Raw genomic sequence first — 13,998 nt, forward strand, 5'->3', positions numbered from 1 at the left:
TTCTCTCCTTTTTTTGCTATGTTTTTTGGGAAAGGAGAGGAAGGGATGTTCACTTATTTATATGCACTGTTAGCAGGGATGGTGTTTGGTTCTTTTTTTATGCTAGTTGCGATGAGGGTTCCATTAGGTGCTTCTATTATTACCCCGCGTTCACATTGTGATTATTGCAAATATGTGCTAAGGACAAAAGAACTAATCCCCATCATTTCATTTTATATACAAAGAGGCTGTTGTACGAATTGTAAGAGGAAAATTCCAATTATGTATGTAGCATTTGAATGTATAACAGGAGGTATATTTCTTCTTACAGTGTATATGATTGGAATAGAACGAGAGCTTATTATTATTTTATCCCTTTTTTCGCTACTTCTTATTATTTCAGTTACAGATTACTTATATATGTTAATTCCTGATTGTATTTTAATTTCGTTTGCCTTTTTACTCATTCTCGAAAGTGTTTTTGTACAATTAGTTACTTGGACAGATAGTATAGCTGGTAGTGGTGTTATATTTATTTTGTTATATTGCATGCAAAAGATATATCCAGAAGGGCTTGGCGGAGGAGATATAAAACTACTTTCGTTACTTGGATTTATAGTAGGAGTGAAAGGAGTTTTTATCGTTTTATTTTTAGCATCTTGTTTTAGTCTTTGTTTTTTCGGGATTGGTATCGGATTAAAACGTATAGAAGTACGAAAGCCAATTCCATTTGGTCCTTTTATTAGTCTCGGGGCAATATGTTATGTATTGGCCGCATATTCAAATTAGAGAGGGAATCGAAAATGAACGTATATATGGATGATCAAAGAAGTTGCCCGTTCGGGTATGTGCCCGCAACTACAGTAGAATGTGCTTTGCAAATGGTTCGGGATTATGATGTGAATATTCTTTCTCTTGATTTTAATATGGGATGGGGAGCGAAAAATGGACTAGATTTTGTAGAAGCTTTTTGTACAGAGGGGTTATATGTAAATGAAATTCACTTTCATACGAATGATGTCATCGGTATGCACAAGATGAAACAGAGAATGGATAAGGGAAAGGAAGAAGGAGAAATTACTCCTCACCTTGTTATTAAATACGTGGGAAGCTAAAAACTCCAAAGTAAAACTTTGGAGTTTTTAATGTTTCATATGGGCTTGTAAAGGAATAATCTCTTCTTGTTGAGCTGTTGCGATTTCAGTTTCTTCCTGTTGAACTTCAGGCGTTTTCTTTGTTAAGTAGTGGTATACCATACCGACAAATACTGATCCGCCAATAATGTTACCAATTGTAACAGGAATTAAGTTATGAATAGCACCTGAAAAAGAAATTGTCTCAGGATGCGGTGAAACTAAAGATAAAGCAAAGAGTGATAAGTTTGCAATACTATGTTCGTAACCAGATAAGAAGAATGTGAAAACAAGTAGCATCATGACCATTATTTTTGCTGTGTCACCTTTAACCTGAGAAGGTAAGAAGCAAGCAAGACATACGAGCCAGTTACATAAAATGGCTTTAAAGAATAACTGCATCGTAGGTGTATTCATCTTTCCTTCAACGACTTTACTCATTAAGTGACCGTGATCAATTGCTTCAAAAATTCCAGTTGCGTAAAATAGTAAGGCAAAGAATAATGCGCCGGCTAAGTTACCTGCATAACAAGCAACCCAGTTACGAAGTGTATCAGAAATCGTTGTTTCTTTTCTTAAAGTTGCGACAGTAAAGTACATTGTGTTCCCAGTAAACAATTCAGCACCGCCATATATAATAAGTACGAGAGCAATCCCGAAAAACATAGAAGCGGCTAAATAAGTTGCTGGTGAATCTGCAATGTGAAAAAAGTTACCTAATTTAAAACATAGTACAATAATAAAACCGATATAAATACCAGCAAGTGCAGCACGAATGAAATATTGCATTGGGTTTGTATCTAGTATTTTCTTTTTGCTTTTAGCCAGTTTGACAACATAATCTAGTCCTTGTTCTAGCATGAGTAATACGCTCCTTTAGTAAATCTTCTATAAATACTCCTTATATGAATAAAGTACATGGAATTGTTCTTACTTTCAATAAGTTTGTGCAATGTTTCACAAAAAGGACATACATACATTAAGAAAACGTTTACAAAAGGTAGTATAATGGAATTTTTTCTGGACATTGCGAGGAAGAAAGGAAAAAGAAAAAGCGCTGTAATTACAGCGCTTTTTCGTCTAAATTCTTTTCCACTTTTACTTCTACTTCTTTTGAGAAGAACCAACCACCAACTGCGATTCCGACTAATACAATCCAGAATGTAAGCTTCCACGGAGTGGATTCTGGGAATGAATGTGGAATTACATTTAATGCAGGATGTGCTAATGTATAAACTGCTAGCTTCACACCAACCCAACCTACAATTAAGAATGCTGCAGTTTCAAGCCCTGGTTTACGTTTTAAGATTTGTACGAAAGCAGTTGCTGCAAATCGCATAATGATTAATCCGATAAGTCCACCTACAAAGATAACAACGAATTGCCCAGTATCAAGACTACCAATTGTACCTAGTCCTGTTTTTGGTAAAGTCATTGCTAGTGCAACAGCAGCTAAAATTGAATCAACTGCGAAGGCGATATCAGCAACCTCAACTTTAAATACAGTCCACCAAAAGTTCTCTTGTTTTTTCTTTGCTTCTTTTTCTTCTGTTTCTTCATCTGTATTCTTTTTAACATATGTTTTAAATAAGTGATTACCAGCGATAAACATAAGGTAGATGGCACCGATTGCTTGCACTTGCCATACATCGACTAAGAACGAAATCATAAATAACGATCCAAATCGGAAAACGAATGCCCCCGCTAATCCGTAAAATAGTGCTTTCTTTCGTTTTTCTTCTGGTAAATGTTTTACCATAATTGCAAGAACAAGAGCGTTATCAGCCGCTAAAATCCCTTCAAGTGCAATTAGGATGAGTAATACCCAACCATACTCCAATAATAATGATACATCCATGTACATTCTCCTCTCCTCTCTATAACTTCTAAATAAGTGAAGAATTTCCCCACTATTTAGTTTCCCCATACTCCTGCCTATTAACTTTGGAAGAATCTGGAAATGAATGCAAAAAAGACCTCTGCCGTTAATAGGCAAAGGTCTTGCTAGACATATGTAATAAAAATGCCAACAAAGCCGGAAGAACTAAGTTCTACGTAATGACGACTTTGTTTCCAAGATATATTCTTGGACGCTACTCCCCTTTGGAGATATGTTATTGTATTCTCATTATATGGATAATTTATACGGTTGTCAACCTGTTAAAATATCTTCATTCGGATATTTTATTTTTCGGTTCTTTTTACGAGCAAATGAAAATGCCAATGTTAAAGGACCCATTTTCCCAAAAAACATCATAAAAATAATAATCGCTTTTCCAATTATAGTTAAGTAGGGTGTTAAGTTCATACTGAGGCCAACAGTCCCAAATGCTGAAAATACTTCGAAAGCACTCATCAATAGAGGAACTCGTTCAGTAATACTCAAAATTAAAATAGCAAAAAAGATAAATGAAATAGAAATAATAGTAATGGTTAATGATTTGACAATGAGAGTATCTTTAATGGATTTTTTAAATACGACAATATCTTCTTGTTCTTGTAAAAATTTAAATACACCAAAAAATATGATTAAAAATGTTGTTAACTTAATCCCCCCACCCGTTGAAGCACTACCAGCACCAATAAACATAAGTAGCATCATTAATAGCAGGGAAGGTTTTGACAATGTAGAAATATCAACTGTATTAAACCCGGCAGTTCGCGTTGAAATTGCTTGGAAATAAGAGGCCATTCCTTCTTCAAATGGGGTAAAACCTCTCATAGAAAGAGAGTTATGGAACTCGAATATAAAAATAAAAAGGGTAGCAATAATGTTGATGATTAGAGTAGAAGAGAGCATAAGTTTTGAATGTAGTGTAAGGTTTTTAAAGTTTTTCTTTCTTTTTATGTCTACGATCACTGTAAAACCAATTCCACCTAAAATGATGAGAGAGGAAATGACGAAATTGACAATAATGCTATGAGAATGGGACATTAAATTATCGCTCCACACAGAAAAACCAGCATTGTTAAAGGCTGAGATTGAATGGAAAAAACTATAATAGATCCCTTTGGTAACCCCGTATTTTGGTACCCACTCAAAAGAAAGAATTAAAGTAGCGATACATTCGACTGTAAAAGAGAATAAAAATAATGCTTTGGCAAGACGGATGACGCCGCCTATATTCGTTTGATTTAATGCTTGTTGCAGTAAAATCCGATTTTGAAGACCGATTTTTCTTCCGAGCATAATCGCAATTAAGACAGCAAAGCTCATAATACCAAGCCCGCCAACTTGTATAAGCGTTAAAATGATACATTGTCCAAACAAAGTAAATACTTTTCCAGTGTCCACAACACCAAGCCCTGTAACCGTACAGGCAGAAACAGTTGTAAATAAAGCATCGAGCCATGAAATAGACGTTGTTGTAGCGATTGGAAGCTTTAATAAGCATGTACCTATAATTGATAACATGATAAAAGACAAAGTAAGAACGCGGGGAGGACTCATACGAATGTTAATCCGTTTCATGTTATATATCGTTCCTTTCTGTTTGCTCTTACTAGTATGTGAAAAAGTCCGATTATGTATGTGAAAAATAGAAAGAGGCAGAGAATATCTGCCTCTAAGCCATATGTTATATTATTATCCGCGTAATTGTTGTTGAGCTAAAGAAACAAGACGTTTTGTTACTTCACCGCCAACTGATCCGTTAGAACGAGATGCTGTATTAGACCCTAAGCTTACGCCGAATTCTTGTGCAATTTCATATTTAAATTGATCAAGTGCTTGTTCAGCACCTGGAACTAGTAATTTGTTTGTTTTTGCCATGATGATACACATCCTTATGAGTAATCCAGTCCAGATAAGTACTTATCTGAATTGGTACTGTTATTTTATGTGGAACCGGCGTGCTCATACGCGGAAGTAATCGGTGTGATTAGAAGTTATTGGATAGAAAAAAGAGTAGCAAATTTGCTACTCTTTTTTTAGTATTGTCGCTGTACCTTCCACGACAATATCATCCGATTGATTATATATATTTGTTTGCAACGTAATGATTTTTTTATCGTCACGCTTCTTAATAACCTCTGCCACAACGCGAAGTGTATCACCGATTTTGACAGGGGCACGGAATGAAACATTTTGGGATAAATAAATTGTATTTTTGCCTGGGAGTTTCGTTCCAAGGATGGTAGAAATAAAACTCGAAACGAGCATACCATGGGCAATGCGTTCTTTAAACATTGTCGTTTTTGCAAAAGAGTCTAAAATGTGAATAGGATTCACATCCCCAGTCAATTTTGCAAAATTGATAACATCTTCATCTGTAATTGTTTTTGTAAGGGATGCTTGATCACCGACTTGAATCTCATCATAACGAAGCTCCGGGACGGTTTGTGCTTCTTGGAATGGATTCATTTTGTCCTCCTTCTTTTCCATATCGAAAAATGCCAGCCATCTTGATGTAGTAGGAGGAAGAAAGAGTTTTGTTTGTGCTGCAGTTAGCTCCCACATTTTTCTTACTTGATGGAAGTAAATAGATTTTTTGAGTTTTCCTCGAACTTTTTTGCGAGTTCCAACTGTTTTGACTTGAACTCTTCCAAAAAACCCTCTAACTGTTTTTGAGCCTCTTCACGTTGTAATTGTTGTTGCTCAATAAATTGTTTTGTTGTTTCTTCAAATTGACCGCTTGTTTGTGTAAGAATTGACAAAGATGTTTTTGTAGGAGAAACAGTAAGTTGATGCATATGAGCAGAAAGTTCCTTCCATTTGTCCTGCCACTCGTTAATTTGATCATTTAAGGAGTTTCCAGTTAATTGTTTCACGTAATCTGTATATTGGTTGTTGAACTGAGCAGTGAGTTGTTGTAGTTCTTTTTCTAGTTCATCTACTCCTGATGTTAATTTATGCAAAGCGTCTTGTTGTTGTTTTAATGTTTCTAAAGTAAGCTGCTCTAATTGTTTCCCAGCTGAAGAGAAAAGGGAAAGTGATTGAGACCAGTTTTTCCAAAATGCATCGACTAATTCGTATGGTTTAGTTTCCATTATTTGACCCCCAAATGTTTTTTTGCATATTGTGAACGCAGATTACTCTGCTGTACCACCAGGTGAAGATGAAGAATCCTTTTCATCCTTTTCTGGAGAAGTAGAAAATGGAAAGAATGCATTGGTGTATAACGTGAAAAACGTTCGCAACATATTTTGATAATGTTCAAAAGAAGTCGCACATGTTGTTAAATATTGCTCTCCATATTCAGTTAAAGAATAAATTCTTTTTGCCGGCCCTCCATCGCTTGTATCCCAAGTAGAAGAAATAAGGTTTTCTTTTTCTAATTTGCGTAGTGTTCTATAAACATTACCTTGGTCAACAGAAGAAAAGCCGATATCCATTAGCATTTGAATAAGTTTGTAACCATGAAGACTCCAGTCTTTTAGACATAGAAGTAAGAAGGGAACTAAGAAGTTTTTTGGCATGGAGTTTGGTTGTTTCGCTTGGTTGCTCTCCAAACTTTCGCGTTGTTCTGGTTCATTTTGTAGCATGATTGTGCATCACCTCATGAATCAGTTAGATGGAATTTTTTGCTTATAAGTGCAATTTACACCTATCTGTTTTTAAAGTCAACACATTTGTTAGAAAATAGAAAAAAATAAAATATAGACTTGAAGTTTTATTCAGAATATTAGAAAATAGTGAATAGGTTGAATTGTTTCAAAAACGAAAAAGGGAGTGTAGGTAAAGTGATTGATCAAAAATTCGATCCACTACAAGCATGGAAAAATGCTTATGAACAAACCGAAACATTTTGGGGAAAAGCGCTCAATGAAACAATTAAAACAGAAGAATATTCTGCTTGGATGGGCAGCGTTCTAGATTTGAATTTGTTTTATCAAAAAGCATTAAATGATACGACAAAAAACTATTTAGAACAAGTAAATGTGCCGACGAAAGAGGATATCGCAAGAGTAGCTACGCTAGTTATTAACTTAGAAAATAAAGTAGATAACATTGAGGAGTTTCTAGAGGAGAAAGTCGATTCTTTAGGACAAGCTCCTACATTAAAGCGTGATGTGACGAAAGTGAAACAAGATATTCGTACGCTTGAAACAAAAGTAGATCAAATTTTAGAATTGCTAGAAAAGCAAAATGCAGTACTAGCTAAACTACAAGTACCTGTAAAAGAAGAGGTAAAGCCTGCGAATAAGCCAGAAAATAAAAAATGATAAAAGCGCTTGTTTATAACAGATAAAAGAGAGAGGGAGAATCTCTTTTCACGTATAAACAGCGAAACATAATTATATATGGACTCTATAGTATGAGTACCAAAATGATTCATAACAATCGTTCACAAATTCATTTAAGGGGGAAAAGAAATGGTTCAATTAAATGGAAAAGTAGCAATCGTAACAGGTGGAGCAAAAGGAATTGGAAAAGCAATTACAGTAGCATTAGCACAAGAGGGAGCAAAAGTAGTTATTAACTATAATAGCAGTAAAGAAGCAGCTGAAAATTTAGTAAATGAATTAGGAAAAGACGGACATGATGTTTATGCAGTGCAAGCGGATGTTTCTAAAGTAGAAGATGCAAACCGACTTGTAGAAGAAGCTGTGAATCATTTTGGTAAAGTTGATATTCTTGTTAATAATGCTGGTATTACAAGAGATCGTACATTCAAAAAGTTAAATCGTGAAGATTGGGAGCGCGTAATTGACGTGAATTTAAGTAGCGTATTTAATACGACAAGCGCTGTTCTTCCATACATAACAGAAGCGGAAGAAGGAAGAATTATTAGCATTTCTTCTATTATTGGTCAAGCAGGTGGATTTGGCCAAACAAACTACTCAGCAGCAAAAGCGGGTATGTTAGGATTTACAAAATCATTAGCGTTAGAACTTGCAAAAACAAATGTCACTGTAAACGCTATTTGCCCAGGATTTATTGATACTGAAATGGTAGCAGAAGTACCAGAAGAAGTACGTCAAAAAATCGTTGCAAAAATCCCGAAAAAACGTTTTGGTCAAGCTGATGAAATTGCAAAAGGTGTAGTATACCTATGCCGTGACGGTGCGTATATCACAGGTCAACAATTAAACATTAACGGCGGATTATATATGTAATGAAGTAAGAAAAAAGTGCATATCCATAGCAGGAATGCACTTCTTTTTTTTAGAAGGAAATCGACCAAAAAGGAGATAAAAAAATGACTACATTCGCAACAGAATGGGAAAAGCAATTAGAGCTATACCCAGAAGAGTACCGAAAAGCATACCGCCGAGTGAAAAGGGCGAGTGAAATTTTATTACGTGAACCAGAGCCGCAAGTAGGGTTAACGCCGAAAGAGGTTATTTGGACGAAGAATAAGACGAAGCTTTATCGCTACATTCCAAAACAAGAAAAAACACAAAGAGTTCCAATTCTGTTAATATATGCTCTTATTAATAAACCATATATTATGGATTTAACTCCTGGAAATAGTTTAGTGGAATATCTAGTGGATCGTGGTTTTGATGTGTATATGCTTGATTGGGGCACATTTGGTTTAGAAGATAGTCATTTGAAATTTGATGATTTTGTGTTTGATTATATTGCAAAAGCAGTAAAAAAAGTAATGCGAACTGCAAAATCGGACGAGATTTCTTTACTTGGTTATTGCATGGGTGGAACGCTAACTTCTATTTATGCAGCACTTCATCCGCACATGCCAATTCGTAATTTAATTTTCATGACAAGTCCCTTTGATTTCTCTGAAACAGGATTGTATGGCCCTTTATTAGATGAGAAATACTTCAATTTAGATAAAGCGGTTGATACATTTGGAAATATTCCGCCAGAAATGATTGATTTCGGAAACAAAATGTTAAAGCCAATTACGAACTTTGTTGGTCCATATGTTGCTTTAGTAGATCGTTCAGAGAATGAGCGCTTCGTCGAAAGCTGGAGATTGGTTCAAAAGTGGGTTGGTGATGGTATTCCGTTCCCAGGTGAATCATACAGACAGTGGATTCGTGATTTTTATCAAAATAATAAGTTGGTTAAGGGTGAACTCGTTATTCGCGGACAAAAGGTAGACCTTGCAAATATTAAGGCGAATGTCTTAAATATTTCCGGGAAACGTGATCATATCGCTTTGCCATGTCAAGTAGAAGCATTACTAGACCATATTTCTAGCACAGATAAACAATATGTATGTTTACCAACAGGGCATATGTCTATCGTTTACGGTGGAACAGCTGTAAAACAAACATATCCGACGATTGGAAATTGGCTTGAAGAGCGTTCTAATTAAAAATAAAAAAATCCAACTAGCCTATGTTAGTTGGATTTTTTTATGAAAAATAACAAAACATAGAAAGGAGAAATTTATATTTTAGGAGTATAATTATGAAACTTATGATGGGTAAGTTGTTTTGGAATACAGGAGTTTCTGTACCTTGTTATCCACTGTTAGAAAATGATATGATATGTGATGTGCTCGTAGTTGGAAGCGGCGAAGCCGGTGCTCATATAGCGCATTCGTTAGCGAAAATTGGCATGAGTGTTACACTTATTGAAAAAAGAGCAATTGCGTGTGGTAGCACAGCTGCTAATACAGGTTTACTACAATTTCTTCATGATAAATCGTTAACCTCTCTTATCCATACATTTGGTAAAGAAAAAGGGGTACGAGCATATAAGCTTTGTTATGAAGCGCTAAGAACAATGGAAGAGGTTATACCGACTCTTGATATTAATCCCCATTTTATTCCGCGAAATAGTTTATATTATGCAAGTAAAAGTGAGGATGTCTCATTTTTACAAGAGGAATATAATACGTTACAGAATTATGGATTTCCAGTTGAATATTTTACAGAAGCTGATATTAAGAAACGTTATTCTTTTGCAAAACAAGCAGCGTTATATACGCAAGGTGATGCTGAGGTGAATCCGTATTTACTAGCGTATAGTTTTTTGCATAAAGCAAACCAAATGGGAGCTAATATATATGAACATACAGAGGCAATACATATAAAAAAACGCAAAAATGATTTAATTTGTTACACGAAAACAGGAAATCAAATTGTAGCAAAGAATATTATTATGGCGACAGGTTATGAAGCGCTTTTTGGAAAGAAAGAAAAAAATACAACAGTAGACACCTCTTATGCAATTGTAACAAATGAAATAGATCAATTTGAAGGCTGGCATGAGCGATCGTTAATTTGGGAAACGGCACGGCCCTACTTATATTTTCGAACGTATCGAAACCGCATTATTGTAGGCGGATTAGATGAAGCGCTACAAATTCAAACAATTGGTGATACGAAATTATTGCATAAGCGTGATATCCTTATTAATATTGTAAAAGAGATGTTCCCGCAGTATAAAAATATACAGGCAGACTACTATTGGGCAGCCGCATTTGGTGGTACTCATGATGGTCTCCCCATTTTAAAAGAAGACGAAAAGATACATAATTTGTTTTATGCATTGCCGTATGGAGGTAATGGAACTGTATATGGAATGGTCTTTGCCAAATTATTTGAGCAGTTATTTACAAATAAAGAAAGTAAAGATTTTTCTTTATTTAATCGATAGAAAAAAGGTAGCGAAGTGATGGAATGAGAGATATAAAAAAGTTTTTACAAAAATTACGTCCTGTACAACTCATCGTTTTGTTTTATTTATTAGCGGTAGTTGTATCGGTGATATTGCTTAGTTTACCGTTTGTTACGAAGCCTGGTGTGAAATGGACATTTATAGATGCGCTTTTTACATCGGTTAGTGCGGTAAGTGTTACGGGACTGTCTGTTATTACGATTTCAGATACGTTTACTACAGCAGGAATTATTGTTTTAGCTCTTATTTTACAATTAGGCGGCTTAGGAATTATGGCGCTTGGGACATTTGTTTGGATCATTACGGGGAAAAAGATTGGTTTGCAAAGAAGAAGATTAATTATGGCAGACCATAATCAAGGAAATTTATCGGGTCTCGTAGAATTGATGCGTTCTATTTTAATTGTAATTATTTCAATAGAACTTATTGGAGCAATCTTATTGGGGACAAGATTTTTACTTTACTTTCCGACTTGGCAAGAAGCTTATTTTCACGGTTTCTTTGCAGCTGTTAGTGCGACTACGAACGGCGGATTTGATTTAACAGGACAATCATTAATTCCGTATAAAAAAGATTATATTGTTCAAATGATTCATATGTTACTAATTATTTTAGGAGCGATTGGTTTCCCTGTGCTAATGGAAGTGAAACAATTCCTTAGTAAAAGGAGACAACAATTATTCCGTTTTTCATTATTTACAAAATTGACGACAACAACATTTTTTGCACTCGTTGTTGTTGGTACAATTATGATTTTTTTACTGGAGAGAAATCATTTTTTAGTAGGAAAGTCATGGCATGAAACTGTATTTTATACATTATTCCAATCTGTGACGACGCGAAGTGGTGGACTTGCAACAATGGATATACGTGAATTATCACAACCGACGCTTTTATTTATGAGTATATTAATGTTTATAGGGGCATCTCCAAGTTCGGTTGGGGGCGGAATACGTACAACTACATTTGCTGTTAGTATATTGTCACTATACACCTTTGCAAGGGGCGGTAGAACAGTTAGAGTCTTCAAACGTCAGCTACATGAAGAGGATGTACTGAAAGCATCTGTCGTTATGACGATGGGGATTTTGTTATGTGCTACTGCGCTATTCATTTTATCTATTACGGAAAATGTACCGCTTATGAGCTTAATTGTTGAAGTTTGTTCTGCTTTCGGAACGACGGGACTATCAACAGGTGTCACGCCTGATTTAACAACTGTTGGGAAACTTGTACTTATTGTGCTTATGTTTATCGGACGCGTTGGTATTTTAACATTTATTTTAGCTAGTGGTGGAAGGGAACAACCACCTCGCTATAAATACCCGAAAGAGCGGATTATTATTGGATAGTATGAAACCATTCTACCTACGTTAGGTAGAATGGTTTTTTAGTCGTTAATTCCAAATTGTGGATGCATGAAAGCTTCATCTTTATTATCCGCTTCGTTTTTTAGCAACTCTTGATTTTCTTCTGAAATCCACCCAATATCATTTGTAGGATGGATCCACTCATCGCCAGCCATAATGGCAGGATCTACTTCATCACTCCAATTGTTAAGCGGACTGTTCTCGGAATTATATTTACTGTCTCCAATTACAACATTATATTGATTCACAAAAGGTTGTTGCATCGTTTTTCCTGTTCCTTTAAAAGATGGAAAATTCATTTGATGCGGGAGCGTTTCGTCTAAAATGGGTGATTGAATCTTTTCTTTTTTCTTCAAAATTATCGCTCCTTTTTATAATGATTTCTTCATATGTAGTATTTCCATCTAACGCCTCTTATGTACTTGTTAACACTTGCCAGTAATAATTATTTTAAGTTGTTTCAAACTAGAGTAGAAAGTGATTTCTTGAGAGCAGGTGAATGTATTGGCAAAAAGAAAAGTGAAACAAAATGCGGCAATCAATAATAATAAAACTCCGAAAGAAAGCTTACCAGATGCAGAATTTGCATTAGAGTATGAAGGAGAAAATAGCGCAAAGTATGCGAATCGTAATTCAAAAAAAGGGAAACAAAAATGAGGCGTTTTTTACAAACGCCTCATTTTTTTGTGGGATTATAAAGGTTTTTTTAATTATTTGTAAATTTAGTGTTTTCTATGAGCAGAAAAATGCGAAAAAACATAGAAGTAGCAACGTATTACACAAAAACAAACAACAAACAAAAGATTAATGTTGGTTTAATACTGCTTTTACACTAGTTGTTTATATTTGAGTTGTACATAAGATTTGTAAAAGGAGAGAGAAACAGTGAAAAAAACAATCTTTAAAGCTGTAGCGACTGGAATGGTATTTTCGTTATTAATGGGGTGTGGTGCAAAGAAGGAAGAAAGTGCTGGAGCGAAAGTGAAAGATGACAAATTATCTGGATCATTAACTGTTTACACAGCAATTGAAGAAGAGCTTGTACCAATTTATCTTGATTCCTTTAAAAAGAAATATCCTGATGTGAAATTGAACATTGTACGTGATTCAACAGGAGTTATTACTGCGAAATTGCTAGCTGAAGGGAAAAATACACAAGCAGATGTTGTATGGGGAACTGCGGCATCAAGTCTATTAGCTTTAGATAAAAAAGATATGTTAAAAGGATACTCTCCAAAAGGAGCAGATCGTGTTCTTCCACAATTTAAAGATGATAAGCAACCTGAAAAATGGGTAGGAAATACTGCATTTATGACGGGGATTGCTGTAAATAAAGAAGAGTTAAAGAAGAAAAATTTACCGATGCCAGAATCATATGAAGATTTAACGAAACCAGAGTATAAAGGAACACTTGTTATGCCACATCCAGCATCATCTGGAACAGGATTTTTAACAGTTTCTGCATGGCTACAAATCATGGGTGAAGATAAAGGCTGGGATTACATGAAGAAACTTCATGATAATATGGCAAGTTATACGCATTCAGGATCAAAACCAGCGAAATTAGCAGGAGCGGGTGAATATCCAGTTGGCGTATCAATGGTTTATAGTGCTTTGAAAGAGAAACAAAAAGGTGCACCAGTTGAAGTTGTATTGCCGAAAGAAGGATTAGGTTGGGAAGTAGAAGCGAACGCACTTATTAAAAAAGATAATGCAAAAAATGAAAAATTAGCGCAAGCATTTTTAGATTGGGCGATTACTGATGATGTAATGAAGTTATACTTCGAGAAAAATGGATTTGCGACAATTAAAAATGATTATAAACTTCCAGATGGATTCCCTAAAGATGTAACAGAAAAGTTATACAAAAAGAATGACTTTAAGTGGGCAGCAGAAAATCGTGACAAAATTTTAGAAAAATGGGAAAAAGAGTTTGGACAAAAAGCAGAACCGAAAAAGTAAGTGAGTGGGAGAGAGA

17 protein-coding genes and 1 riboswitch are annotated in these 13,998 nt (G+C 35.2%); of the genes, 9 read left to right on the forward strand and 8 right to left on the reverse strand.

Going from position 1 to position 13,998, the window contains the following annotated elements; genetic code table 11:
- Window positions 1-45 precede the first annotated feature (45 nt).
- Together N2V80_RS06615 and N2V80_RS06620 are read left to right on the forward strand one after the other, a co-directional pair.
- On the forward strand, window positions 46-768 hold the full coding sequence (locus N2V80_RS06615; protein WP_000495716.1) for a prepilin peptidase: 723 nt from the start codon (window positions 46-48) through the stop codon (window positions 766-768).
- Between the two features lie 14 nt (window positions 769-782).
- Window positions 783-1,094 (forward strand): cyclic-phosphate processing receiver domain-containing protein, encoded by a 312-nt coding sequence (locus N2V80_RS06620; RefSeq protein WP_001103760.1) that lies wholly within the window; start codon window positions 783-785, stop codon window positions 1,092-1,094.
- Between the two features lie 27 nt (window positions 1,095-1,121).
- Here N2V80_RS06620 and N2V80_RS06625 read toward each other — a convergent pair whose 3' ends face one another.
- From N2V80_RS06625 to phaQ, 7 genes are all read right to left on the reverse strand, one after another.
- A complete protein-coding gene (locus N2V80_RS06625; protein ID WP_000893027.1) occupies window positions 1,122-1,973 on the reverse strand; it encodes a formate/nitrite transporter family protein in 852 nt (283 codons plus the stop codon).
- A gap of 202 nt (window positions 1,974-2,175) precedes the next feature.
- A complete protein-coding gene (locus N2V80_RS06630; protein WP_000383326.1) occupies window positions 2,176-2,970 on the reverse strand; it encodes a TerC family protein in 795 nt (264 codons plus the stop codon).
- An 82-nt stretch (window positions 2,971-3,052) separates the two neighbouring features.
- Window positions 3,053-3,226, reverse strand: a riboswitch (yybP-ykoY riboswitch).
- A gap of 38 nt (window positions 3,227-3,264) precedes the next feature.
- A complete protein-coding gene (locus tag N2V80_RS06635; RefSeq protein ID WP_061654695.1) occupies window positions 3,265-4,584 on the reverse strand; it encodes a TrkH family potassium uptake protein in 1,320 nt (439 codons plus the stop codon).
- Between the two features lie 114 nt (window positions 4,585-4,698).
- Window positions 4,699-4,884 (reverse strand): alpha/beta-type small acid-soluble spore protein, encoded by a 186-nt coding sequence (locus N2V80_RS06640; protein ID WP_001140707.1) that lies wholly within the window; start codon window positions 4,882-4,884, stop codon window positions 4,699-4,701.
- A 147-nt stretch (window positions 4,885-5,031) separates the two neighbouring features.
- Window positions 5,032-5,475, reverse strand: coding sequence for a MaoC family dehydratase (locus tag N2V80_RS06645; protein ID WP_001067916.1), 444 nt, complete (start codon window positions 5,473-5,475; stop codon window positions 5,032-5,034).
- A 101-nt stretch (window positions 5,476-5,576) separates the two neighbouring features.
- Window positions 5,577-6,101: a polyhydroxyalkanoic acid inclusion protein PhaP gene (phaP, locus tag N2V80_RS06650; protein WP_000448594.1), complete on the reverse strand. Its 525-nt coding sequence runs from the start codon at window positions 6,099-6,101 to the stop codon at window positions 5,577-5,579.
- Between the two features lie 42 nt (window positions 6,102-6,143).
- Window positions 6,144-6,596 carry a poly-beta-hydroxybutyrate-responsive repressor gene (phaQ, locus tag N2V80_RS06655; protein ID WP_000939955.1) on the reverse strand — a complete coding sequence of 151 codons (453 nt, stop codon included), beginning with the start codon at window positions 6,594-6,596 and terminating at the stop codon, window positions 6,144-6,146.
- 198 nt (window positions 6,597-6,794) lie between these two features.
- On the opposite strand from phaQ, the gene phaR reads away from it, so the two are divergent.
- The 5 genes from phaR to N2V80_RS06680 all read left to right on the forward strand — a co-directional run bounded on the left by phaR (window position 6,795) and on the right by N2V80_RS06680 (window position 12,002).
- Window positions 6,795-7,277 carry a polyhydroxyalkanoic acid synthase subunit PhaR gene (phaR, locus tag N2V80_RS06660; protein ID WP_000566942.1) on the forward strand — a complete coding sequence of 161 codons (483 nt, stop codon included), beginning with the start codon at window positions 6,795-6,797 and terminating at the stop codon, window positions 7,275-7,277.
- Between the two features lie 150 nt (window positions 7,278-7,427).
- On the forward strand, window positions 7,428-8,171 hold the full coding sequence (locus tag N2V80_RS06665) for an acetoacetyl-CoA reductase (protein WP_000250407.1): 744 nt from the start codon (window positions 7,428-7,430) through the stop codon (window positions 8,169-8,171).
- An 83-nt stretch (window positions 8,172-8,254) separates the two neighbouring features.
- The gene (gene phaC, locus N2V80_RS06670) at window positions 8,255-9,340 is read left to right on the forward strand and encodes a class III poly(R)-hydroxyalkanoic acid synthase subunit PhaC (RefSeq protein WP_000206336.1); all 1,086 of its coding nucleotides are present in this window, start codon (window positions 8,255-8,257) and stop codon (window positions 9,338-9,340) included.
- Window positions 9,341-9,435: 95 nt separating this feature from the next.
- Complete coding sequence (locus N2V80_RS06675) at window positions 9,436-10,629, forward strand: NAD(P)/FAD-dependent oxidoreductase (protein ID WP_000772518.1); 1,194 nt, start codon at window positions 9,436-9,438, stop codon at window positions 10,627-10,629.
- Window positions 10,630-10,652: 23 nt separating this feature from the next.
- A complete protein-coding gene (locus tag N2V80_RS06680; protein ID WP_001204707.1) occupies window positions 10,653-12,002 on the forward strand; it encodes a TrkH family potassium uptake protein in 1,350 nt (449 codons plus the stop codon).
- Between the two features lie 38 nt (window positions 12,003-12,040).
- On the opposite strand, the gene N2V80_RS06685 is transcribed toward N2V80_RS06680, so the two are convergent.
- Complete coding sequence (locus tag N2V80_RS06685; protein WP_000726027.1) at window positions 12,041-12,376, reverse strand: DUF3905 domain-containing protein; 336 nt, start codon at window positions 12,374-12,376, stop codon at window positions 12,041-12,043.
- A gap of 148 nt (window positions 12,377-12,524) precedes the next feature.
- Here N2V80_RS06685 and N2V80_RS06690 point away from each other — a divergent pair, with 148 nt between their 5' ends.
- Both N2V80_RS06690 and N2V80_RS06695 read left to right on the forward strand, forming a co-directional pair.
- Entirely contained in the window at window positions 12,525-12,677 is a 153-nt protein-coding gene (locus N2V80_RS06690; protein WP_061654694.1) for a hypothetical protein, read from the forward strand.
- A gap of 228 nt (window positions 12,678-12,905) precedes the next feature.
- Complete coding sequence (locus N2V80_RS06695) at window positions 12,906-13,982, forward strand: putative 2-aminoethylphosphonate ABC transporter substrate-binding protein (RefSeq protein WP_000750895.1); 1,077 nt, start codon at window positions 12,906-12,908, stop codon at window positions 13,980-13,982.
- Window positions 13,983-13,998 lie beyond the last annotated feature (16 nt).

The sequence above is a fragment of the Bacillus sp. FSL W8-0640 genome (genome assembly GCF_038007725.1).
In the GTDB taxonomy this organism is placed as follows: domain Bacteria; phylum Bacillota; class Bacilli; order Bacillales; family Bacillaceae_G; genus Bacillus_A; species Bacillus_A cereus.